Consider the following 17129-nt stretch of genomic DNA (forward strand, 5'->3'; position numbering starts at 1 on the left):
GCCGCGGGGCGGCGGCGGGTCCGTCACACCACCACGGGCCGCCGCTCCGCGGTCGGTACCAAATTCCTCGCCCGGATCGGTATTAAAATCGCGCCAGCCGTGGCGAAAGTAAAACTGGCGGCCGGCCGCGGTGTTCGCGAAGTGATCTGTTAACCGGGTACCGCTATAGGGGACGGTCCCGGGTCGACGGGGGAGCGGGAGGGCCGCCCGCTTCCGGAGCGGGCGCTCGCCTCGCCGACGGCGATTGTGAACCAAACGGGTTTTAAGCCCCGTGGCCCTACACCACGACAAGGTAGATATCTATGCAGATGCCACGACGGTTCAATACGTACTGCCCGCACTGCCAGTCCCACCAGGAAGTCGAGGTCCAGAAGGTCCGGACCGGCCGCTCGTCCGGCATGAAGTGGGACCAGCGCAAGCAGCGCGAGGGCTCGAAGGGTATCGGGAACCGCGGTCGGTTCTCCAAGGTGCCCGGCGGCGACAAGCCCACCAAGAAGACCGACCTCAAGTACCGGTGCAGCAACTGCGGCAAGGCCCACCTCCGCGAGGGATGGCGCGCCGGCCGACTCGAGCTCGAGGACTGATACCATGGCAGGGAACTTCTACGCGGTCCAGTGCCCCGACTGCGACAACGAACAGATCGTCTTCGGCAAGGCCGCGACCGAGGTCGCCTGCGCCGTCTGCGGCGCGACCCTCGCCCGGCCGACCGGCGGCGACGCCGAGATCGAAGGCGAAGTGACCGACACCGTGGAGCGCCGCTCCGCGAGCAGTCGGACCGAGTCCGACGACGCCGCACGAGCGCAATGAAGTACAGCGGCTGGCCCGAGACCGGCGAACTGGTCGTCGGCAAGATCGACGAGATCGAGGACTTCGGCGTCTTCGTGGACCTCTCGGAGTACGAGGGTAAGCGGGGCCTCATCCACGTCAGCGAAGTCGCCAGCGGGTGGATCAAGAACATCCGCGACCACGTCAACGAGGGCCAGACGGTCGTCTGCAAGGTGCTCGACGTCGACGAGGGCGCCCAGCAGATCGACCTCTCGCTGAAGGACGTCAACGACCACCAGCGCTCCGAGAAGATCCAGGAGTGGAAGAACGAGCAGAAGGCCGACAACTGGATGGAGCTGGCCTTCGGCGAGGAGATGGACGACGAGAAGTACTCGCACGTCGCCAACGAGCTGCTCGCGGAGTTCGGCGGCCTCTACGGCGGCTTCGAGCAGGCGGCCATCCACGGCCCCGAGGCGCTCGAGTCGACCGACCTCACCGACGAGGAGATCGAGGCCATCGTCGACACCGCCCGCGAGAACGTCTCGGTGCCGTACGTCACGGTCACGGGGTACGTCGACCTCGAGAGCGCGGCGTCCGGCGGCGTCGACGACATCAAGGAGGCCCTGCAGGCCGCCGAGGGCGACGGCGACATCCCCGACGAGGTCGAGCTCGAGGTCACCTACGTCGGCGCGCCCGAGTACCGCATCCGGGTCCGGGCGCCCAACTACAAGACCGCCGAGTCCCAGCTCGAGGAGAGCGCGGCCCGCGCCCGGTCGGCCATCGAGTCGGTCGGCGGCACGGGGTCGTTCCACCGCGAGCGCCAGACCGAAGAAGAGCAGTAGCCCGCTCGCCCGATGAAGTCCGACATTCTCGTCTGTTCCGCGTGGGAGTCCGAGCACACCCGCCCGGTGTACACCCTTTCTGACAGCTGTCCCGAGTGCGGCGCGGAGGCGGTCAACAGCGCGCCGGCGCCGTTCAACCCCGAGGACCCGTACGGCGAGTACCGACGGGCACTTAAGGAGCGCGCCCGCGAGTAAGCCACATGGACGAACTCGACATCGAGGCGGTCGCCGACCCCGACCTGCGGGACCCCGTGCTGGTCGAGGGGCTGCCGGGCGTCGGCCACGTCGGAAAGCTCGCGGCCGAACACCTCCTCGAGGAGAAGGACAGCGAAGTGGTCCGGCGGGTGTACTCCGAGCACTTCCCGCCGCAGGTCACCGTCGGCGAGGACGGGACGACCGAGCTCGCCTGTGCGGAGATCCACGCGGTCGAGCTCGAGGACCGCGACCTGCTGGTGCTGACCGGCGACAACCAGGCCGGCGACAACGCCGGCCACTACCGGCTGACCGACGCCTTCCTCGACGTGGCCGAGGCGTTCGGCGTCGAGACCGTCTACGCGCTCGGCGGCGTCCCGACCGGCGAGCTCATGGACGAGTACGCGGTCGTCGGCGCGGCCACCGACACCGACTTCGTCGACGAGCTCGAGGCGGTCGGCGTCGAGTTCCGCGAGGACGAGCCCGCCGGCGGCATCGTCGGCACCAGCGGCCTCCTGCTGGGCCTGGGCGAGCGCCGCGGCCTCCGGGCGACCTGCCTGATGGGCGAGACCAGCGGCTACCTGGTCGACCCCAAGAGCGCCCGGGCCGTCCTCGAGGTGCTGGAGGAGATCCTGGGCTTCGAGGTCGGCTACGAGTCGCTGGAGGAGCGGGCCGACGAGATGGAGGACGTCGCCAACAAGATCCAGGAGATGGAGAACCAGCAGTCCGGGATGCCCAGCGACGAGAACCTGCGGTACATCGGCTGAGCGCCGACGCTCTTTCTCGCTCGGACGCCTCCGGTTCCGCTACTCGAACACGCGGTGTTTGCGCTCGGAGTAGAAGTGGTACGCCGACGAGAGGCCGAAGAACGCCAGGAAGTACCACGACCAGAACTCGACGCCGAACTCCGAGACGAACAGCAGGTCGAACTGGACCGCAAGCAGCGTGAGCGCGCCCAGACAGCTCACCCCGAGGTAGAACGTCGCCCACGAGATGTCGTCCTCGGAGACGACCTCCATGTACACCTCGACCTCCTCGGCCCGGTCCCGGAGTTCGAGCAGCTGCTCGCGCTGGTCGTAGTCGACGATGCCGAGCTCGTCGAGCTTCGGGAGGTGGGTCTGGTGGAGCGAGACGTAGACGCTCTTGCGGACGTCGCGGGGCGGCGGCGACTCGTCGGTCTCGACCGAGGCGATGTGCTCGGCCAGCGCGTCGACCGAGATGGGCTCCTCGGCGTCTCGGAGGTGCCTGATGACGTGCCGGCGGCGGTCGTTCCGCAGGACGTTGTGGATCTCGCTCGGGTCGAGTTCGTCGTCGGGGTCCGACGTGTGTTCTTTGACCGTCATGTTAGGCCCGATACCGCTGCGACGTGCTGTTCTGTCAGTCTCAGGGGACGAACATTAATGTTGTCCTCGGAGCAAGCCGGACGTCGGACGGCGGTCGGCGAGGGATTCTTTATCGCATGGCGCGTACGGGCTGGCGTGCTTCCCGAATGGCTGGTGGTCGGCGTCTGGCTCTCGCTCGGGGTCGGGGTCCTCATCGGGGTCATCTTCGTCGCCGGCCAGCGGCTCTACCCCAGCCCGCCCGCCGAGGCGACCCGGACCACGGGCGAGGGCCGGCGCCGCGTCGAGATCCGGCAGTACCTCACCGACATCGGCGAGACGTTCGCCGAGGACCACTTCGTCGAGGGCCAGCACGTCGCCTTCTACCTGCCCGAGCGCGACGTCGCCATCACCTTCGACGCCGGGGCCTACTTCCGCATCGAGCGGTCGCCCACCTACGCGGTGCTGGTCGAACACGAGATGCCCGGCATGCACCTGGGCGACCGCCTGCCGTTCGAGACCCCCGACCTCGACGACGACGAGGACCGCGTCGACCCGACCGAGGCGGCGTTCGCCGTCCTGGGCGTGCCCCGGGGCGCGACCCTGCCGGAGGTCAAGCGGGCCTACCGCGAGAAGGTCAAGGAGGTCCACCCCGACCACGGCGGCGACCGCGAGGAGTTCCAGCAGGTCCGGGAGGCGTACACCGCGGCGAAGAACAGGGTCGGCTGAGCGCGTTCGCCGACCCGGACGGACGGCGTCGGCACTCCGGGCCGGGTCCGCGATACCGGCCCGGAGTCGCTCTCCGGTACTTCGTCGTCCGGTCCGAACTGGAACGTTCGATTCGGAAAGGACGCGGTCCGGAGCTATCGCCGTCCGAGAGTGAGGAGCTGCAACGCCTGGCGAACGTGATACTGCTTGGCGGACTGCTCTGTGGCCGACAGCGCCGCCCGGAGGTGCTGCTTCGCCTGCTCCCGCGTCTCGGTCTCGGCCGGCGCCGCGCTCTCGGCGGCGGTCTCCGCGCGGTCGGCCCCGTCTTCGTCACACGGGGGCATCCGGAGTCACCCCTCGTTCGGCGAGTTTGTTCACCCACGCCTCCGGCGTCGGGCGCCCCCGGTATCGCGCCGTGTTACTCCGGCTGTCGTACTCGACGGCCTCGACGTCGGCCAGGCGGGGGAGCGTCACGTGATGCAAGCGCGTCCGAATCCGGGCCGCGTCCCCGTCCTGCTGCTCTCGCTCGCAGATGAAGTCGGTGAGGCCATCGACCGTTACGCTCTCGGTCGAGTGACGGGCGAAGTAGTAGAGGACGAAGCGGCACCGCTCGTGTGCGAGAACGTCCAGTGACTCGTCGACTGCCTCCGGCAACTTGGCACTCGGATCAGTCATCTATTCAAACGATTCTCGCTCACGGCGTTGGAGGCTCGGCTTGACTCGGCAACTGCGGTTCGCCCCGGCCTGTCGTCTCAGGCTCTTTTATAGGGAGGTCACTCGTCGTCGGGCGATTCGAAGTCGGCGGCGACCAGCCCGACGAGTGCCTTGCGGAGCACCGTCTCGGTGCCCCGCCGGATGCGTTCGGACACCGCCTGCGAGGAGATCCCGACCTCCTCGGCGAGCTCCTCGAGACTGGTTCGGCGCGGGATGTCGAAGTAGCCCTCCTCGACGGCCATGATCAGGGTGTCGCGCTGGGCCGGCGTCAGCCCGAAGCCGTACTCGGTGCCGGGTTCGTCGTCGAGCGTCGTGACCCGCTCGATGTACACCGGGAACCCCTCGTCCTGGTAGAACTGGTGGAACCGCGTGAGCTGGGTGTGGTCGCGGAAGCGCACGGTGAACGACCACGTCGAGTCGCCGTGGGCCTCCATGATCGTCCCGCCGGCCTCGCCGAGCCCGTTCAGGAAGGTCTCCCTGTCGGTGTACCACTCGGTGTAGTAGAGGACGCTGTCGCCGATGCGGGTGAGCGCTTCGACGTCCTTGACGATGTCGCTGTTCCGGAGGTGGCGTTCGAACTCGTCGAACTCCCTCTCCGCGCTCGCCGCCCAGATGAACGGGATGCGGCCCTCCCTGAGCGGGATGACGCGTTCGAGTTGCGCCCGGACGTCGGGGTCACCGCTCGTGGCACGTCCGAACGGGAACGACTCGGAGTCGAGCGTGAACTCGACAATTATAGCCATCAGCTTCCCCCGCGCGGGCCGTGCGGGGCGGCTGATACCGGCGAGCTATTATGATACTGCGACCGTCCGTCCGAAACGTCGGTAGTGGAATGCATTGTCAGTGGCTGGTGTTGCGGAACAGCGTTCTCTGTGAGGTGTCCCGCGTGACAGCCACGCGAATGGGAACAAGGGTGTGTCGGTCACGTACGCTCCGGACTCCATCGGCCCCTTCATGATCGGGGCGCGAGTCGGGCACTCAGGTGAACTCGTCCGTCCGTGAACACACGGGCGGGAGACGGATACATCTGGTGACGACTGGGTGACGCCGCCGGGACGGTGCGAGAGGCGTCCGACCGCGGGACTCCCGGACGGCCCGGAACGACCGTGCTCCGAGCGACTGTCACGCGCCGAGCTGCGAGACCTCGTAGGCCACGTCGGCGTCCCGGAGCGCGTCGGTGACCCGGCCCACCAGGTCGGCGGTGGCGACCACGACCGCGTCCAGCCCCCGGCCGGCGGCCTCGGCCGCGACCTCGCCCGCGGCGAACGTCGTCGCCGGGTCCGCGCCCGCGCGCCGGAGCGCCACCACGGCCTCGACCCCGGTCGCGGCCACCAGGTCGGCCGACGCGCAGGTGTCGGCCAGCGACTCGGCGTCGACCGCGCCCGACCCGCCCGACCGGACCGGCGGCACTTGGACGATAGTGACCGTGCCGGGCTCGAAGTCGATGATACCCTCGAAGCCGGTGACGCCCACGTCCGCGCCCGCCTCGGCGTCCGTGGTGGCGACGCCGGTCGCCGGCCCGGCCTCGCCGGGGGTCGCGTGGAGCAGGCCGTCCCGGAGCGAGAGGGTCACCGGGTCGCCCTCCGCGACGTCGTCGGTGGCGACCGCGGCGTCCTCCTGGACGTTGCCGAGCACGTCCTCGGTGACGTGGTCGGCGTACCGGCGGACGTCGGTCGCGGCCTGGAGCAGCCAGTCGACGCCCTCCTTGGTGACGGTGTACCGCGACCGGCCCTCCTTCTCGACCAGGCCGTCCTCGACCAGCGCCCGGATGTACTCGCTGACGGCCTGACTGGTCACGCCGACCGACTCGGCGATCTCGCCCTGGCTCACCGCGGGCTGGTGCTCGGCGATCTCGGCGAGGATCCGGAACCGGGTCGCGGCGCGCTTGTTCTCCAGTACGTCGGCCATGTGTAGGGGGTTTCGCCACGACGGTTATAAATCTCCGGCGGTCGGGACGCCGGGGTTCGGATCCGCGCCGCGCGGCCCTCCGGCCCGGCCGTCCGGCACGCTTTTCGCCCGCGAGCGCCGACTCGTCGGCGTGTCCCGCCCGACCGTCGTCTTCGACACCAACGTCCTCGTCGCGGAGCTCGCCTTCCCCGCGGAGCCCGCGGTCTGCGTCGGCCTCGCGGAGGCCGGCGCCGTCGAGGCGGCGGTCACGCCCGACCTCCTCCGGGAGTTCGCCGCCGTGCTCGGGTACGACCACCTGCCGCTGGCCGACCGCTCGCCCCGGCGCCGCGCCGCGGCGGTCGAGCGCGTGGCCGACTTCGCCCTCCTAATCGCGCCCGCAGTCCGCGTCGACGCCGCGCCGGACGATGACGACGACGCGGTCCTGGAGTGCGCGCTCGCCGCGGCCGCCGACGTCGTGGTCTCGGACGACTACCACCTCCGGGCGCTCGACGGGTTCGCGGGCGTCGAGGTGCTGTCCCGGGAGGCGTTCCGCGACCGGTACGCCGACGGGGAGTGAGTCGAGAACGGAATGGGGAGGGTCTGGCTCACCAGCGCAGCCGATGGTCGTGCGACGACACGTCAGTTGTTCGTCCTGCGGCGGTAGTAAACGGATGACTCCAGACGGGCGACTTTGGACCGTCACGGCCGGGTCCCACGACGGGGAGTCCGATTGCCAATACCTTCAAGAATGTCGGCGTAATTGAGTTGAAGGACTCGAGATGACCGAAAAAATTCGAGCACGTTCGGGGGAGGAGGACCAGCTAGACCGGCGATCGGTGCTGAAGGGGACTGCCGCCGCAGGGCTCGCGGGAGTCGGAGCGACGGGAGTCGGCGCCGCGGCCGACGCCTCGCAGTCCGACGGGCTCCCTCACCGGGTGACCATCGAGCCCGGCAACGAGGGCCAGCGAGTGGCGTACCACTTCCGGGTGTCCGGCAGGGTCGAACCGGGGCCGGAGGCCGGGACACTCGGCGTCGACACCGTCGACGGCAACGTGGTCCGGGGCGAGGTGGGCGGAACCCTCCAGGGCAACCCCGACCCGGTCGACGACTACCGGTTCTCCGGCGCCATCGCGTTCGCCGACGCCGACGGCCCGCTGAACGTGACGCTGGACATCAACGGTGGAGTCGACGACGGGAACACGGGCAACGGTCAGAGTCGAGGCAACGGCGGGGGCCAAGGCAACAGTGAAGGCGCAGGTAACGGCGAGGGTGGAGATAACGGTGGAGGTGCAGGCAACGGCGGGGGCCAAGGTAACGGTCAGGGTCAGACCCAGGGCAACGGTCAGACCCAGGGCAACGGCGGGGGTCCTGGCAACGGCGAGAGCTCGAACGGCGGCGACTCCGACCCCAGTGACGTAGTGTTCGGCGACGACAACGACGACGATGACGACGACGAGAACAGCAACTGACGGCCCGTCGACCTGAACCGCCGGTTTCACCGTTTTCCGCTCGCCGCGCATCCAGTCGAGCACTCCGACCTGTCGGCGGCCGCGGACCTTCTCCGCCCGCGCCGGTGTACCGGGCGGTGGCGGATCGCCGGACTCGCCTCGCGGAACCGACCGTAACCGCAACCCGGAAGGCCGACGCGGTCCAACCGAGCACCGATGGACGCCCAGTTCCGCGACCGGGCGGCGTACCTCCCCGGCGAGGACGCGCTGGTGGTCGCCGACATCCACGCGGGCCGGGACGCCGCCTCGGCGGTCGAGCTCCCGCTCGGCGAGCGACGCGACCTGACCGACCGACTCGCCGACCTGCTGGCGGCGTTCGACCCCGCGACGGTCGTGGTCGCGGGCGACCTGCTCCACGCCTTCGACCGGGTGCCCGACGGCGTCGCCGAGACCGTCGCGGAACTCCGCGAGGCGGTCGAGGCGGCGGGGGCGTCGCTGGTGGTGGTGCGCGGGAACCACGACCCGATGCTGGACTCGGTGCTCGACCGCGGGGTCGAGACGCCCGACGAGTACCGGCTCGGCGACACCGTCGTCCACCACGGCCACGCGGAGCCGACGGCGGGGGAGTCCGCCGGGGAAGAACGGAGGCCGACCCGCTACGTCGTCGGCCACGACCACCCGGCCATCGAGATCGAGGGCAAGCGCCACCCCTGCCTGCTGTACGGGCCGGGGACGTTCCGGGGCGCGGACGTGCTGGTGCTGCCCGCGTTCAACCGGCTCGCCCCCGGGACGACCGTCAACGGGATGCGCGGCCGCGACTTCCAGACCCCGCTCGTGACCGACGCCGACGCGCTCCGGCCGGTGGTCTGGGACGCCGAGCGCGGGGAGACGCTGTCGTTCCCGCCGCTGGGTGAGTTTCGGAAGATGCTCTGACGGGGATTTCCGGGAGTCAGTCGTGGAGCAAAGTCGGTTGAGGAGAAGAAGCTAGCGACTGCCGTCACACGTGTACCGCAACCGCCTCGCAACGCGACAGCCTCACGCCTCCCCGGCCGCTTGCGCTGCTCGCTCACTTCGTTCGCTGCGCTGCTCATCCACCGTCGGAGGCAAGCTCCGACGAGCCTTCGGTCACTTCGTTCCCGAAGACCTCGCGCGGAGATAGCGCGACACGGCGGTCGCGCCGTGGGAGCGAAGCTCCCACGAGCCTGCGTTCGCTTCGCTCACACAGACGCCACCGCGCCGCGGGGTGGTGACGTAACTACAGTAATTGCCGATCGAAACCGCTCACTCCTCCAGGTCGAAGTCCTCGGCGACCCGCTTGGCTGCGGTCTGGCCGCTCAGCATCGCCGCGTTCAGCGACGAGGCGTCGGTGTACTCGCCCGCGAGGTAGACCGGGCCCTCGGGCGCCCGGGGGTCGGGCAGGCGGTCGTGGACGCCCGGCGGCTGGGCGAACTGCGCGAACTCGACCCGGCTGGTGTGGAGCCGGTCGAGGTCGAGCCGGCGCTCGGGGTACCAGGCCGCGAGGGCCCCGGCGGTCTTCGCGGCGAGGGCCTCGTCGGACTCGTCGGGCACGCCGAGGAAGGTCGCGCTCAGCAGGTTCCGGCCCTCGGGGGCGTACTCGGGCGCGACCGCCGAGAGCTGGGCCACGTGGTTCGGCGCGTCGTCCTCGGCGTTGAGCAGGAGCCGGGCGCCCGCGTCGAGTTCCGGACCGTCGAAGGCGTAGTACTGGGTCACGCAGCCCTTGGCGTCGGTCGGGATCGACTCGACGCCGGTCAGGTCCCGGGCCTCCTTCGGGTCGGTCGCGACCACGACCGCGTCGGCGGTCGTCTCGTCCCGACCGAGTTCGATCTCCGGGTCGGCGGCGTGCGGGTCGAGGTCGGTCACCGTCTCGTCCACGACGATCTCGACGCCGGCCTCCCGCGCCGACTCGGCCAGCTGCTCGGTCACCGCGGCCATCCCGCGGGCCGGCACCGCGATGCGGCCGACCGTCAGCATCTTGAACGCGAACTCGAAGGCCCGCTTGGAGGTGCCGAGGCTCCGGTCGAGCGTGATCCCGCCGAAGAACGGCGCGGCGAAGTTCTCGACGAACCGGTCGGAGAACTCCCGCTCGCGGAGGTACTCCCGGGTCGACTCGTCGGGACCGGCGAATATCTCGCGGTCGGGCTTGTCGGCGAGCTCCCGGCGGAGCTCCAGCACCCGGAGCTTGTCCCGGACGGTCACCTCCCGGTTCAGCAGCGTCTCCAGCGCGGCGTCGAGGTCCCGGAAGGGGTCGGCCAGCGTCGCCCGCTCGCCCTCCCGGGCCACGACCGCGCCCGGCTTGAAGTACCGGAGGTCGAGCGCGTCGTAATCGAGCTCCCGCCGCGCCGCCGGGTAGGCGGTGAACAGCACCTGGAACCCGCGGTCGAAGACGTACCCGTCCCGCCGGAGCGACCGGACCCGGCCGCCGGGGTCGTGGTGGCGTTCGTAGAGTCGGACGTCCGCGCCCGCCTCGGCGAGGCGGCGCGCCGCGACCAGTCCGGCCGGTCCGCCGCCCGCGACGACGACTTCGGTCATACCCCGCGATTCGGCCGCGCGCCACAAATTACTGCTGTCTCGGCGGGAGCGTCGGCCGGCCGACCGCCCGGGACGAGAGCGCCCTGTGGGTCGGGGCCCGGCCGTAGCCTCGGCCCGCCACTGCCCGCGCCGACAACACCTAAGGAGCGACGCGTCGTATCGGAGGCCATGGCACGGGAGGTCAAGCTCAGCCGCGTCGAAAAGGTGCTCGGCGAGCTCTCGTATCCGGTCGACCGCGAGACCGCCGCGGGGGAGTTCGAGGACGTGACGCTGCTGCTCGCCGACGGGGAGCGGAACCTGGGGGAACTGATCTCGGAGACCGGCGACGAGGAGTTCGATTCGGTCGACGAGCTCCAGTCCAGCATCAACAACACCCTGCCGCGCGAGGCGGTGGGCGAGCCCTACCAGTCGGAGGGCGAGGGGTGAATCACGCCGCTTAACTTACCGGGTCGGCTACGACCGGCAAGGATGGAGTTCTGTGACGAGTGCGGTTCGATGATGAAAGCCGAGGACGAGCTCTGGGTCTGCGGCAGCTGCGGCCACAAGACGCCCAAGGACCCGGACGCCAACTACGTGGTCACCGAGGGCCAGGAGGCCAGCGAGGTCATCGAGACCGGCGACGAGGAAAACAGCGCGCTGCCGACCACGGAGGCCCAGTGCCCGGAGTGCGGCAACGACCGCGCGCGGTGGTACATGCAGCAGATCCGGGCGGCCGACGAGAGCGAGACCCGCTTCTTCATCTGCACCGAGTGCGAGCACAAGTGGCGGGAAGACGACAACTAGAGACCGCCTTTTTTCGTCGTCGGGTCTCCTCGTGCCTCACTTAGTGCGGTACTGCGGGGACCAGTCCTCGAAAAAATCTCCAAGAAGACCGCTCGCTCGGGCTACCGCTCTTGATCGCGGTAGAAGAGCTAGGTCGACTACCTGCGCGACGGAGCCGCGGAGCCTCTCGGTCGCCCCACGACCCGCCCGAAGCGCCCCTTCGCCTCCTTGAGGACGTACTTCAGCACGTCGCGGCCCCGGGGCAGCGAGTGGAGGTCGCCGAGTTCGTCGGGCGCCCGCGGGTCGACGCCGTCCGAGACGTTCCGGACGCCCTTCACGAGCACGTCGTCGGAGACCGAGAACAGCCGTCGGCGCACCGCCGCCCACGTCGGGGCGTCGGCGATGTCGACCGGTTCGTAGGCGGCGATCTCCCCGCCGTCGAGCGTCTCGGAGAGCCGCTGGAGGGTCACGCCCGCGGCGTCCTCGCCGTCGAGGTACTCCCAGAACCCCGAGGGCATCCCGCGGTACTCCCGGAGGTCGCCGTGGTGGAAGCTCAGGACGCCGTGGGTCGGCGCGTCGAGGACGTCGCCCTTCAGGACGCCGAACCCGAAGCGGATCGCGACGTCGGCCTCGCCGACGGCCTCGACCGCGCGGTCGGGGAGAACGTTGCCGAAGTCCGGGGCGGGTTCGGGGGCGACCGCGAGCGTCTCGGGGTCGCCGATGCCGTCGATGGCGGCGACCTCGCGCGGGCGCTCGTGGGCCGGCGGGGCGCCGAGCCGGACCGCCGCGCCGACCGGCGTCCAGAGGGGGTACTCCCGGACGCGGTCGAGGTAGTGGCGCAGCCCGCCTCTCTTGCCGCCCGTCGGCTCGGTGGACTCGACGACGTGGGTCACCTCCGCGTCGGTCCGGGCGAGCATCGTCTCGACCGCGCGGGCCTGCCACGCCGGCACGTCGGGACCGCGAACGAGAAGTGCGACTGACAGCGTCTCTGACATGGGGTCGTCCCCGCCGACGACGGCCGGTGTCGGCTTTGTTATGGACCGGCTTCCGGCGGTGACGAGACGCTTACGGGAGAACAGGCGGCGATTGAGCTCGCGGCCGGCGGGCTACGGCCGGCGCGCGAACGTCAGGTAGCCGGTGTGGCCGACGCCCGCGGTCGAGGGGCGGGAGCCGCGGTCGTCGAAGTCCATCCGGCGCTGGATCGTCTCGAGGGTCTCGACGTCGGCGAGGCCTGCCTCGCGGGCCGACTCCACGACGTCGCGGGTGTGCTCGACGAACGGCGAGTAGACCGCGACGAACCCGCCCCGGACGAGCAGGTCGGGCGCGTCGGCGACGACCTCGGGCGCGTCCTCGGTGTCGAGGGTGACCACGTCGAACCGCCCGATATCGGCGTCCTCGTCGCCCGTCTCGTCGGTCTCGCGTCCCTCCGACAGCGCCTCGGTCACGTCGCCGACACGCACCTCGACGCGGTCGGCGACGTCGGCCAGGTCCATGTTCTCGCGGGCGACCTCGGCGAAGTCGGGGTCGCGCTCGTAGGTCGTCACGTCGGCGCCCAGTCGGCCGAGGTAGGCCGAGAGCACGCCGGTGCCGGTCCCGGCGTCGAGCACCCGGTCGCCGCGGGCGACGCCGGTGTGGCCCACGATGAGCCCGACGTCGCGGGGCATCATCGGCGCGCCGGTGCGCTCAAGGTGGTTGAACAGGTCCGGGCCGCGGAGCGCGCGGACCTCGAACGGCTCGCCGAGGTGCGTTTCGAGGGTCCGGCCGGGCTCGACGTCCTCGGGCACCTCCAGGACGCCGAGGTCGGTCTGGAGCTCCTCGCCGGGTTCGCGCAGGTACTCCCGGTCGCCGTGGACCAGCAGGACCGTCACTCTAGGCGCTCGACCGCGGCCGCGAGGTCGCCGTCGGTCGCCTCGAGCGCCTCGCGGGCGTCGTCCTCGCTCGCGCCGGTCCGCTGGGCCACGATCTCGACGTCGCCGTCGGGGATGCCCGCCGACCCGCCGCTCTCGTCTTCGTCGCCCGCTTCGACGGCGCTGGCGCCGCCCGCGTCGCCCTCGCGGCTCTCGGGCTCGCCGACGACCTGGTAGGTCTCCTGGCCCCGGGCGTCCATCACGGTGATGTCGGGGTCGTCGAACACGAGCTGTTCGCCGTCGCTCTTGGTGATGACGACCTGCTCGGCGTCAAGCTCGTCGACGTCGATGCCCATCTGCTTCATCATCTGCTTCATCTTGCGGGGATCGAGTCCCCCGCCGCCTCCTCCGAACATACTCAAGCCGTCGGAGCGTGAAGAAATAAGGTTGGCGGACCGGCGCCGGCGCTCGGTCGTCGGTGGACGCCGGCGAACCGACCTCTCGCGGACGCCGCGCGACTTCGGCGGCGCTCGTCGTCGGCGGCGATAGATTTCTTGCCGCGGCCGTGGAATGGTCCTGTGTGTCGCGTCGACGGGCCGGACTGGCGCTGGTGGCCTGCCTCGCGCTCGCGGGAGCCGTGGCGTCGCTCGCCGGGCCGGCGGTCCCGCCCGCGGCCGCCCAGGACGGGACGGTCGTCGGCCGGCCGGACTTCCAGCTGGTCCTGATCGACGGCCGGGTCGCGCCCGGCGAGACCGCGACGCTCTCGGCGGTGCTCGTCAACGACGCCCGGGTGTTCCGGGGCGGCGACCCCCGGACCGAGGCGCGGGTCACGACCGCGTTCAACGTCTCAATCCGGCCGCTGACCGAGCGCCTCCGTCCCCGGCTCGCCCGGGCGCTGGACTTCCGGACGCGGCTCGTCCCGCTCGGGACGGTGCGCTCGGGCGTCAGCGACCGGATCGCGCTCGACGTCGCGGTCGGGTGGCTCCCGCCGGGGGAGTACCGGGTCCCGTTCGCGGTGACCTACTCGTACGCCGCGCTCGCCCAGCCCAACGAGACGGTGACGCTCCGGACCAGGACCGAGACGCTGACCGCGCGGCTGACCGTCGAGGCCGAACCCAGGCTCCGGCTGACGACGCCGCCGAACCAGTCGGTCGCGCCGGGCGGGAACCGGGTGGTCCGCTTCGCCGTGACGAACGCCGGGACCGCGCGGGCGACCGAGCTCGGGCTGACGCTGTCGACCGACATCGGGTCGGTGTACTTCGGGTCGGCGCTCGACCGCCGGAGCGAGGTCGGGTTCTACGTCCCCTCGCTGGCCCCCGGCGAGACCGAGACGGTCCGGGTCCGGGCCGGCGCCGGCTACGCCGCCGAGGCCGGAACCGCGCTCGTCACCGGCCGGGCGACCTACCGCGACGAGACGGGGCAGGTCGAGGAGGCGGCGTGGCTCGCGACCGGACTCAACGTGACGAACGGCGGGAATGCGACGAGTAACGTCGGCGGAGAAAGTGCCGATCGGAGAGCGACCGGCGCCTACTCGTCGGGGTCGCCCGCGCCCTCGCGGACCATGACGGCCATCCCGGTGTCGAAGTCGGCCATCCCGTCGGCCGAGAGCTCGGCCCGGCCGACCGCGAGCAGCGACCCGTCCTCGTGGACCACGGCCACCTCGTCCCCGGGCCTGACCTCGGGGCCGACCGCGGCGACGAACTTGGCGAAGACGTTCCGCCCGTCACGGACGAACGGTTCGCTCTCGTCGCCGACGACGACCCGGCCCGCGGGCGGTTCGAGCGCGGCCGCGACGCGACGGCCGCCCGCCAGGCCGAGCGTGAACCGGCCGTCGGTGCCGTAGGTCACCAGCCGGCCCTCCTCGGCGACGACCTGCTGGGGCCGGCCGGACGAGGAGCGCTTGACCTCCAGGTCCTCGCCCGCCGGGAACAGCGCCGCGCCGACGCCCGCCCCGAACTGGTAGTCGGCGACGGTGCGGAGCCGCCGCAGGTCGTCGGACCGCCGGTCGTCGGATTCCGGGTCGCTCGCGCTCATCGACCGCCGGTTGGGGGCGGGCCGCGAAAAGCCTTGGCTCTTCGGTCGCGAGCGACCCCGGGCGGCGACGTCGAGAAACGCCGGTGACGCTGGCAGAACTTGGTAACGAATGCCTCGTTAATAGGTATCGTATACCGTGACAACCGGAAACAATTTTGTTGTCGTCCATCTAAGGTTTCCGGCGAGTTCGGTTTGATTTATATCCCTGGAACTCCTACCGGCGACTACAATGAAAGCGAACCTCGGCCTCGCGCTGATCGCCCTAGCCGGCGTGGTGATCTTCGCGGTGGCGAACACCCAGACGATGACGACGTACCTGCTGTCGGCCGTCGCCGTCCTCGTGATGGCGGCCGGCGCGCTCCTGAGCGGTACCGCCGACGAGGACGGCCGCCCGGTCTGAGCCGGCGACCCGCAGCGTCGCTCCGGCGGAGCGACGCCGAACGTGTTCTTCCGATGGCGTACCCGAACGAGTTCCATCACCGCCGAGCCGTCGCTCGACGTCGGTAGAAGAGAACCGCCGAAACCAGCACCAGTACCGCGCTCCCGACGAGCGCCGCGACGAACAGCGGGTGCCACGGCTCGCACCCGTCGCAGTGGCCCGTCCGGAGACGCGCCGATATTTTCAGGTGGGTGTAGACGGCCCAGCCGCCGAGGCCGAGGCCCGCGACGAGCGGGAGCCCTGCGACAGTGCGAGAGGGCATACGCGAAGGGTATCGCGTCTCGGCAAGTGTTTTCCGGTCCCAGAGCGGGAGCGGCGTTCACAGCAGGAACGTGTCGGGGCGCTCGGACATGTCAATGAACGCGTCGGCCGCCGTGATGAGTTCGTCCGAGGTCGACTCCTCGAAGCTGGTGACCTCGGTCCGGACGCCCTCGTGGCGGAGGTGCGAGCAGAGCCGCGAGAAGTCGCCGTCGCCCGTACAGAGGATGATGGCGTCGACGTGGTTGGCCAGCGTCACCGCGTCGAGGCTCATGCCGACGTCCCAGTCGGCCTTCTTCGACCCGTCGCCGAACGTCTTGAGCTCCTTGATCTTGGTCTCGAAGCCGATGTCCGTCAGCGCCTCGAAGAACCGCTCCTCGTCCGGGCTGTCGGCCTGGATGACGTAGGCGATGGCCCGGGTGAGCTCGCGGTCCTGCACCGACTTCTCGAGCACCGCGGAGTAGTCGATGTTCCGGCTGTAGACGCTCTGGGCGGTGTGATAGAGGTTCTGGGCGTCCGCGAGGACGGCGACCCGCTGGTTCGGGTGGATCTCGGTCATGGCCAAGACTCGTTCCGCCTGTGATAAAAAGGTGCACGCCGTCCGGCGGACGTCGAGCGCTCCGGCCGCGTCGATCTGCCCGTCGCTCGCGCCGGTCGGCCGCCTCGGCCCTGAGCGACCCGACCGCTCCGGCCCGGAATCAGTCCGTCGGCGTCGCGTGCTCGGACAGCTCCAGGGTCTCGGGGTCGAGCAGGTAGTACCGCTTCCACGCGGGCGCGAGACTCACCACGCGGGTGTCGCCGAACTCCGCCTCGGCGCGGCGCTCGTGGTGGCCGACCAGGCAGAGCGCCGGGTCGAGCGCGTCGAGCAGCTCGTCGATGCGCTCGCAGCCGGCGTCGTAGCCGTAGTAGATCAGGCCGCGGGGCGCCTCGTGGGTCAGCAGCACGTCGACGTCCTCGACCTCCTTCAGGCGCTCGACGTCGCCCCGGACGAAGTGGCGCCGGCGCTCGCCCGACAGGTCCGCTCGGGACTCGTCGTACTTCGTGGGAGCGTAGTTGCCCGTCAGCCCCGCGACCCGCAGACCCTCGACCTCGGCGGCGGTGCTGGCCAGCAGGTTCGCGTTCCGGACGGTCGCGCCGTCGGGGTCCTCGCCGGCGCGCAGGGCGTCGACGACGTCGAAGTCCTCGTTGTTGCCCCCGATGAAGTAGGTCGGCGCGGGCAGGTCGTAGTGGAGCAGGTCGCCGGTCTGGAGCGCGACGTCGGCCCGGGAGTCGCGGTAGGCGGCCAGCAGCGCCCGCCGATTGTCGGGGTCGTCGGCGTGGGCGTCTCCGAGGACGAGCATCGGCAGTGGTTCGGCCGGAGTCGG

The 17129-nt window shown here is 70.6% G+C and carries 25 protein-coding genes; 12 read left to right on the forward strand and 13 right to left on the reverse strand.

The features are described from left to right. The first annotated feature begins 302 nt into the window (after nucleotides 1–302). From ACQUQF_RS14010 to ACQUQF_RS14030, 5 genes are read left to right on the forward strand one after another with little or no spacing between them, the layout of a single operon-like run. Entirely contained in the window at nucleotides 303–584 is a 282-nt protein-coding gene (locus ACQUQF_RS14010) for a 50S ribosomal protein L44e (RefSeq protein WP_435179718.1), read from the forward strand. A 4-nt stretch (nucleotides 585–588) separates the two neighbouring features. Further along, a complete protein-coding gene (locus ACQUQF_RS14015) occupies nucleotides 589–807 on the forward strand; it encodes a 30S ribosomal protein S27e (protein ID WP_435179719.1) in 219 nt (72 codons plus the stop codon). Then, the gene (locus ACQUQF_RS14020; protein WP_435179720.1) at nucleotides 804–1607 is read left to right on the forward strand and encodes a translation initiation factor IF-2 subunit alpha; all 804 of its coding nucleotides are present in this window, start codon (nucleotides 804–806) and stop codon (nucleotides 1605–1607) included. Before ACQUQF_RS14015 ends, ACQUQF_RS14020 begins: the two co-directional genes overlap by 4 nt. 12 nt (nucleotides 1608–1619) lie before the next feature. Further along, nucleotides 1620–1802, forward strand: a complete 183-nt coding sequence (locus ACQUQF_RS14025; RefSeq protein WP_435179721.1) for an RNA-protein complex protein Nop10 — start codon at nucleotides 1620–1622, stop codon at nucleotides 1800–1802. Nucleotides 1803–1807: 5 nt separating this feature from the next. Continuing rightward, nucleotides 1808–2566: a proteasome assembly chaperone family protein gene (locus ACQUQF_RS14030; RefSeq protein ID WP_435179722.1), complete on the forward strand. Its 759-nt coding sequence runs from the start codon at nucleotides 1808–1810 to the stop codon at nucleotides 2564–2566. Between the two features lie 39 nt (nucleotides 2567–2605). On the opposite strand, the gene ACQUQF_RS14035 is transcribed toward ACQUQF_RS14030, so the two are convergent. Next, nucleotides 2606–3142: a DUF7344 domain-containing protein gene (locus ACQUQF_RS14035; protein WP_435179723.1), complete on the reverse strand. Its 537-nt coding sequence runs from the start codon at nucleotides 3140–3142 to the stop codon at nucleotides 2606–2608. Nucleotides 3143–3277: 135 nt separating this feature from the next. Between ACQUQF_RS14035 and ACQUQF_RS14040 the strand changes: the two genes are divergently transcribed. Further along, nucleotides 3278–3847: a J domain-containing protein gene (locus ACQUQF_RS14040; protein WP_435179724.1), complete on the forward strand. Its 570-nt coding sequence runs from the start codon at nucleotides 3278–3280 to the stop codon at nucleotides 3845–3847. A 134-nt stretch (nucleotides 3848–3981) separates the two neighbouring features. Here ACQUQF_RS14040 and ACQUQF_RS14045 read toward each other — a convergent pair whose 3' ends face one another. From ACQUQF_RS14045 to ACQUQF_RS14060, 4 genes are all read right to left on the reverse strand, one after another. Next, nucleotides 3982–4170 (reverse strand): hypothetical protein, encoded by a 189-nt coding sequence (locus ACQUQF_RS14045; protein WP_435179725.1) that lies wholly within the window; start codon nucleotides 4168–4170, stop codon nucleotides 3982–3984. Beyond that, nucleotides 4157–4501 (reverse strand): DUF7344 domain-containing protein, encoded by a 345-nt coding sequence (locus ACQUQF_RS14050; protein ID WP_435179726.1) that lies wholly within the window; start codon nucleotides 4499–4501, stop codon nucleotides 4157–4159. Before ACQUQF_RS14050 ends, ACQUQF_RS14045 begins: the two co-directional genes overlap by 14 nt. A gap of 98 nt (nucleotides 4502–4599) precedes the next feature. Next, nucleotides 4600–5283 (reverse strand): helix-turn-helix domain-containing protein, encoded by a 684-nt coding sequence (locus ACQUQF_RS14055; RefSeq protein WP_435179727.1) that lies wholly within the window; start codon nucleotides 5281–5283, stop codon nucleotides 4600–4602. Nucleotides 5284–5662: 379 nt separating this feature from the next. Next, nucleotides 5663–6448 carry a winged helix-turn-helix transcriptional regulator gene (locus tag ACQUQF_RS14060; protein ID WP_435179728.1) on the reverse strand — a complete coding sequence of 262 codons (786 nt, stop codon included), beginning with the start codon at nucleotides 6446–6448 and terminating at the stop codon, nucleotides 5663–5665. A gap of 130 nt (nucleotides 6449–6578) precedes the next feature. On the opposite strand from ACQUQF_RS14060, the gene ACQUQF_RS14065 reads away from it, so the two are divergent. The 3 genes from ACQUQF_RS14065 (at nucleotide 6579) to ACQUQF_RS14075 (ending at nucleotide 8808) form a co-directional block, all read left to right on the forward strand. After that, nucleotides 6579–7004 (forward strand): PIN domain-containing protein, encoded by a 426-nt coding sequence (locus ACQUQF_RS14065; RefSeq protein WP_435179729.1) that lies wholly within the window; start codon nucleotides 6579–6581, stop codon nucleotides 7002–7004. A gap of 202 nt (nucleotides 7005–7206) precedes the next feature. Further along, entirely contained in the window at nucleotides 7207–7896 is a 690-nt protein-coding gene (locus tag ACQUQF_RS14070; RefSeq protein ID WP_435179730.1) for a hypothetical protein, read from the forward strand. Nucleotides 7897–8091: 195 nt separating this feature from the next. After that, nucleotides 8092–8808, forward strand: coding sequence for a metallophosphoesterase (locus tag ACQUQF_RS14075; RefSeq protein WP_435179731.1), 717 nt, complete (start codon nucleotides 8092–8094; stop codon nucleotides 8806–8808). 348 nt (nucleotides 8809–9156) lie between these two features. On the opposite strand, the gene ACQUQF_RS14080 is transcribed toward ACQUQF_RS14075, so the two are convergent. Next, entirely contained in the window at nucleotides 9157–10425 is a 1269-nt protein-coding gene (locus tag ACQUQF_RS14080) for an NAD(P)/FAD-dependent oxidoreductase (protein WP_435179732.1), read from the reverse strand. A 168-nt stretch (nucleotides 10426–10593) separates the two neighbouring features. Here ACQUQF_RS14080 and ACQUQF_RS14085 point away from each other — a divergent pair, with 168 nt between their 5' ends. Next, nucleotides 10594–10851 (forward strand): hypothetical protein, encoded by a 258-nt coding sequence (locus tag ACQUQF_RS14085; RefSeq protein ID WP_435179733.1) that lies wholly within the window; start codon nucleotides 10594–10596, stop codon nucleotides 10849–10851. A 42-nt stretch (nucleotides 10852–10893) separates the two neighbouring features. Then, nucleotides 10894–11208 (forward strand): transcription factor S, encoded by a 315-nt coding sequence (locus tag ACQUQF_RS14090; protein ID WP_435179734.1) that lies wholly within the window; start codon nucleotides 10894–10896, stop codon nucleotides 11206–11208. Between the two features lie 137 nt (nucleotides 11209–11345). Here the strand turns inward: ACQUQF_RS14090 and ACQUQF_RS14095 are convergent, their stop codons facing one another. The 4 genes from ACQUQF_RS14095 to ACQUQF_RS14110 form a co-directional block, all read right to left on the reverse strand. Further along, on the reverse strand, nucleotides 11346–12182 hold the full coding sequence (locus tag ACQUQF_RS14095; RefSeq protein ID WP_435179735.1) for a formyltransferase family protein: 837 nt from the start codon (nucleotides 12180–12182) through the stop codon (nucleotides 11346–11348). A 111-nt stretch (nucleotides 12183–12293) separates the two neighbouring features. Next, nucleotides 12294–13055, reverse strand: a complete 762-nt coding sequence (locus ACQUQF_RS14100; RefSeq protein ID WP_435179736.1) for a methyltransferase domain-containing protein — start codon at nucleotides 13053–13055, stop codon at nucleotides 12294–12296. Beyond that, on the reverse strand, nucleotides 13052–13450 hold the full coding sequence (locus ACQUQF_RS14105; RefSeq protein ID WP_435179737.1) for a nascent polypeptide-associated complex protein: 399 nt from the start codon (nucleotides 13448–13450) through the stop codon (nucleotides 13052–13054). The genes ACQUQF_RS14100 and ACQUQF_RS14105 overlap by 4 nt, the downstream gene beginning before the upstream one ends. Before the next feature lie 1111 nt (nucleotides 13451–14561). Continuing rightward, the gene (locus tag ACQUQF_RS14110; RefSeq protein WP_435179738.1) at nucleotides 14562–15068 is read right to left on the reverse strand and encodes a PUA domain-containing protein; all 507 of its coding nucleotides are present in this window, start codon (nucleotides 15066–15068) and stop codon (nucleotides 14562–14564) included. Nucleotides 15069–15297: 229 nt separating this feature from the next. On the opposite strand from ACQUQF_RS14110, the gene ACQUQF_RS14115 reads away from it, so the two are divergent. Then, entirely contained in the window at nucleotides 15298–15468 is a 171-nt protein-coding gene (locus tag ACQUQF_RS14115; RefSeq protein ID WP_435179739.1) for a hypothetical protein, read from the forward strand. Between the two features lie 76 nt (nucleotides 15469–15544). Here the strand turns inward: ACQUQF_RS14115 and ACQUQF_RS14120 are convergent, their stop codons facing one another. The 3 genes from ACQUQF_RS14120 to ACQUQF_RS14130 form a co-directional block, all read right to left on the reverse strand. Then, nucleotides 15545–15769 (reverse strand): hypothetical protein, encoded by a 225-nt coding sequence (locus ACQUQF_RS14120; protein ID WP_435179740.1) that lies wholly within the window; start codon nucleotides 15767–15769, stop codon nucleotides 15545–15547. A 57-nt stretch (nucleotides 15770–15826) separates the two neighbouring features. Beyond that, nucleotides 15827–16324, reverse strand: coding sequence for an NYN domain-containing protein (locus ACQUQF_RS14125; protein ID WP_115795249.1), 498 nt, complete (start codon nucleotides 16322–16324; stop codon nucleotides 15827–15829). A 139-nt stretch (nucleotides 16325–16463) separates the two neighbouring features. After that, nucleotides 16464–17105 (reverse strand): metallophosphoesterase family protein, encoded by a 642-nt coding sequence (locus tag ACQUQF_RS14130; protein ID WP_435179741.1) that lies wholly within the window; start codon nucleotides 17103–17105, stop codon nucleotides 16464–16466. Nucleotides 17106–17129: the final 24 nt, after the last annotated feature.

Origin of the sequence: Halorussus sp. AFM4 (genome assembly GCF_051194995.1) — an archaeon.
Classification (GTDB): Archaea; Halobacteriota; Halobacteria; order Halobacteriales; family Haladaptataceae; genus Halorussus.

Excerpts from the sequence above, each read along its gene's own strand:
- ACQUQF_RS14115 (WP_435179739.1), top strand. The coding sequence starts at position 15,298 with ATGAAAGCGAACCTCGGCCTCGCGCTGATCGCCCTAGCCGGCGTGGTG.
- ACQUQF_RS14060 (WP_435179728.1), bottom strand. The coding sequence starts at position 6,448 with ATGGCCGACGTACTGGAGAACAAGCGCGCCGCGACCCGGTTCCGGATC.
- ACQUQF_RS14020 (WP_435179720.1), top strand. The coding sequence starts at position 804 with ATGAAGTACAGCGGCTGGCCCGAGACCGGCGAACTGGTCGTCGGCAAG.
- ACQUQF_RS14055 (WP_435179727.1), bottom strand. The coding sequence starts at position 5,283 with ATGGCTATAATTGTCGAGTTCACGCTCGACTCCGAGTCGTTCCCGTTC.
- ACQUQF_RS14015 (WP_435179719.1), top strand. The coding sequence starts at position 589 with ATGGCAGGGAACTTCTACGCGGTCCAGTGCCCCGACTGCGACAACGAA.
- ACQUQF_RS14105 (WP_435179737.1), bottom strand. The coding sequence starts at position 13,450 with ATGTTCGGAGGAGGCGGCGGGGGACTCGATCCCCGCAAGATGAAGCAG.
- ACQUQF_RS14085 (WP_435179733.1), top strand. The coding sequence starts at position 10,594 with ATGGCACGGGAGGTCAAGCTCAGCCGCGTCGAAAAGGTGCTCGGCGAG.
- ACQUQF_RS14090 (WP_435179734.1), top strand. The coding sequence starts at position 10,894 with ATGGAGTTCTGTGACGAGTGCGGTTCGATGATGAAAGCCGAGGACGAG.
- ACQUQF_RS14035 (WP_435179723.1), bottom strand. The coding sequence starts at position 3,142 with ATGACGGTCAAAGAACACACGTCGGACCCCGACGACGAACTCGACCCG.
- ACQUQF_RS14050 (WP_435179726.1), bottom strand. The coding sequence starts at position 4,501 with ATGACTGATCCGAGTGCCAAGTTGCCGGAGGCAGTCGACGAGTCACTG.
- ACQUQF_RS14110 (WP_435179738.1), bottom strand. The coding sequence starts at position 15,068 with ATGAGCGCGAGCGACCCGGAATCCGACGACCGGCGGTCCGACGACCTG.
- ACQUQF_RS14120 (WP_435179740.1), bottom strand. The coding sequence starts at position 15,769 with ATGCCCTCTCGCACTGTCGCAGGGCTCCCGCTCGTCGCGGGCCTCGGC.
- ACQUQF_RS14130 (WP_435179741.1), bottom strand. The coding sequence starts at position 17,105 with ATGCTCGTCCTCGGAGACGCCCACGCCGACGACCCCGACAATCGGCGG.
- ACQUQF_RS14080 (WP_435179732.1), bottom strand. The coding sequence starts at position 10,425 with ATGACCGAAGTCGTCGTCGCGGGCGGCGGACCGGCCGGACTGGTCGCG.
- ACQUQF_RS14010 (WP_435179718.1), top strand. The coding sequence starts at position 303 with ATGCAGATGCCACGACGGTTCAATACGTACTGCCCGCACTGCCAGTCC.
- ACQUQF_RS14095 (WP_435179735.1), bottom strand. The coding sequence starts at position 12,182 with ATGTCAGAGACGCTGTCAGTCGCACTTCTCGTTCGCGGTCCCGACGTG.
- ACQUQF_RS14045 (WP_435179725.1), bottom strand. The coding sequence starts at position 4,170 with ATGCCCCCGTGTGACGAAGACGGGGCCGACCGCGCGGAGACCGCCGCC.
- ACQUQF_RS14025 (WP_435179721.1), top strand. The coding sequence starts at position 1,620 with ATGAAGTCCGACATTCTCGTCTGTTCCGCGTGGGAGTCCGAGCACACC.
- ACQUQF_RS14125 (WP_115795249.1), bottom strand. The coding sequence starts at position 16,324 with ATGACCGAGATCCACCCGAACCAGCGGGTCGCCGTCCTCGCGGACGCC.
- ACQUQF_RS14075 (WP_435179731.1), top strand. The coding sequence starts at position 8,092 with ATGGACGCCCAGTTCCGCGACCGGGCGGCGTACCTCCCCGGCGAGGAC.
- ACQUQF_RS14030 (WP_435179722.1), top strand. The coding sequence starts at position 1,808 with ATGGACGAACTCGACATCGAGGCGGTCGCCGACCCCGACCTGCGGGAC.
- ACQUQF_RS14070 (WP_435179730.1), top strand. The coding sequence starts at position 7,207 with ATGACCGAAAAAATTCGAGCACGTTCGGGGGAGGAGGACCAGCTAGAC.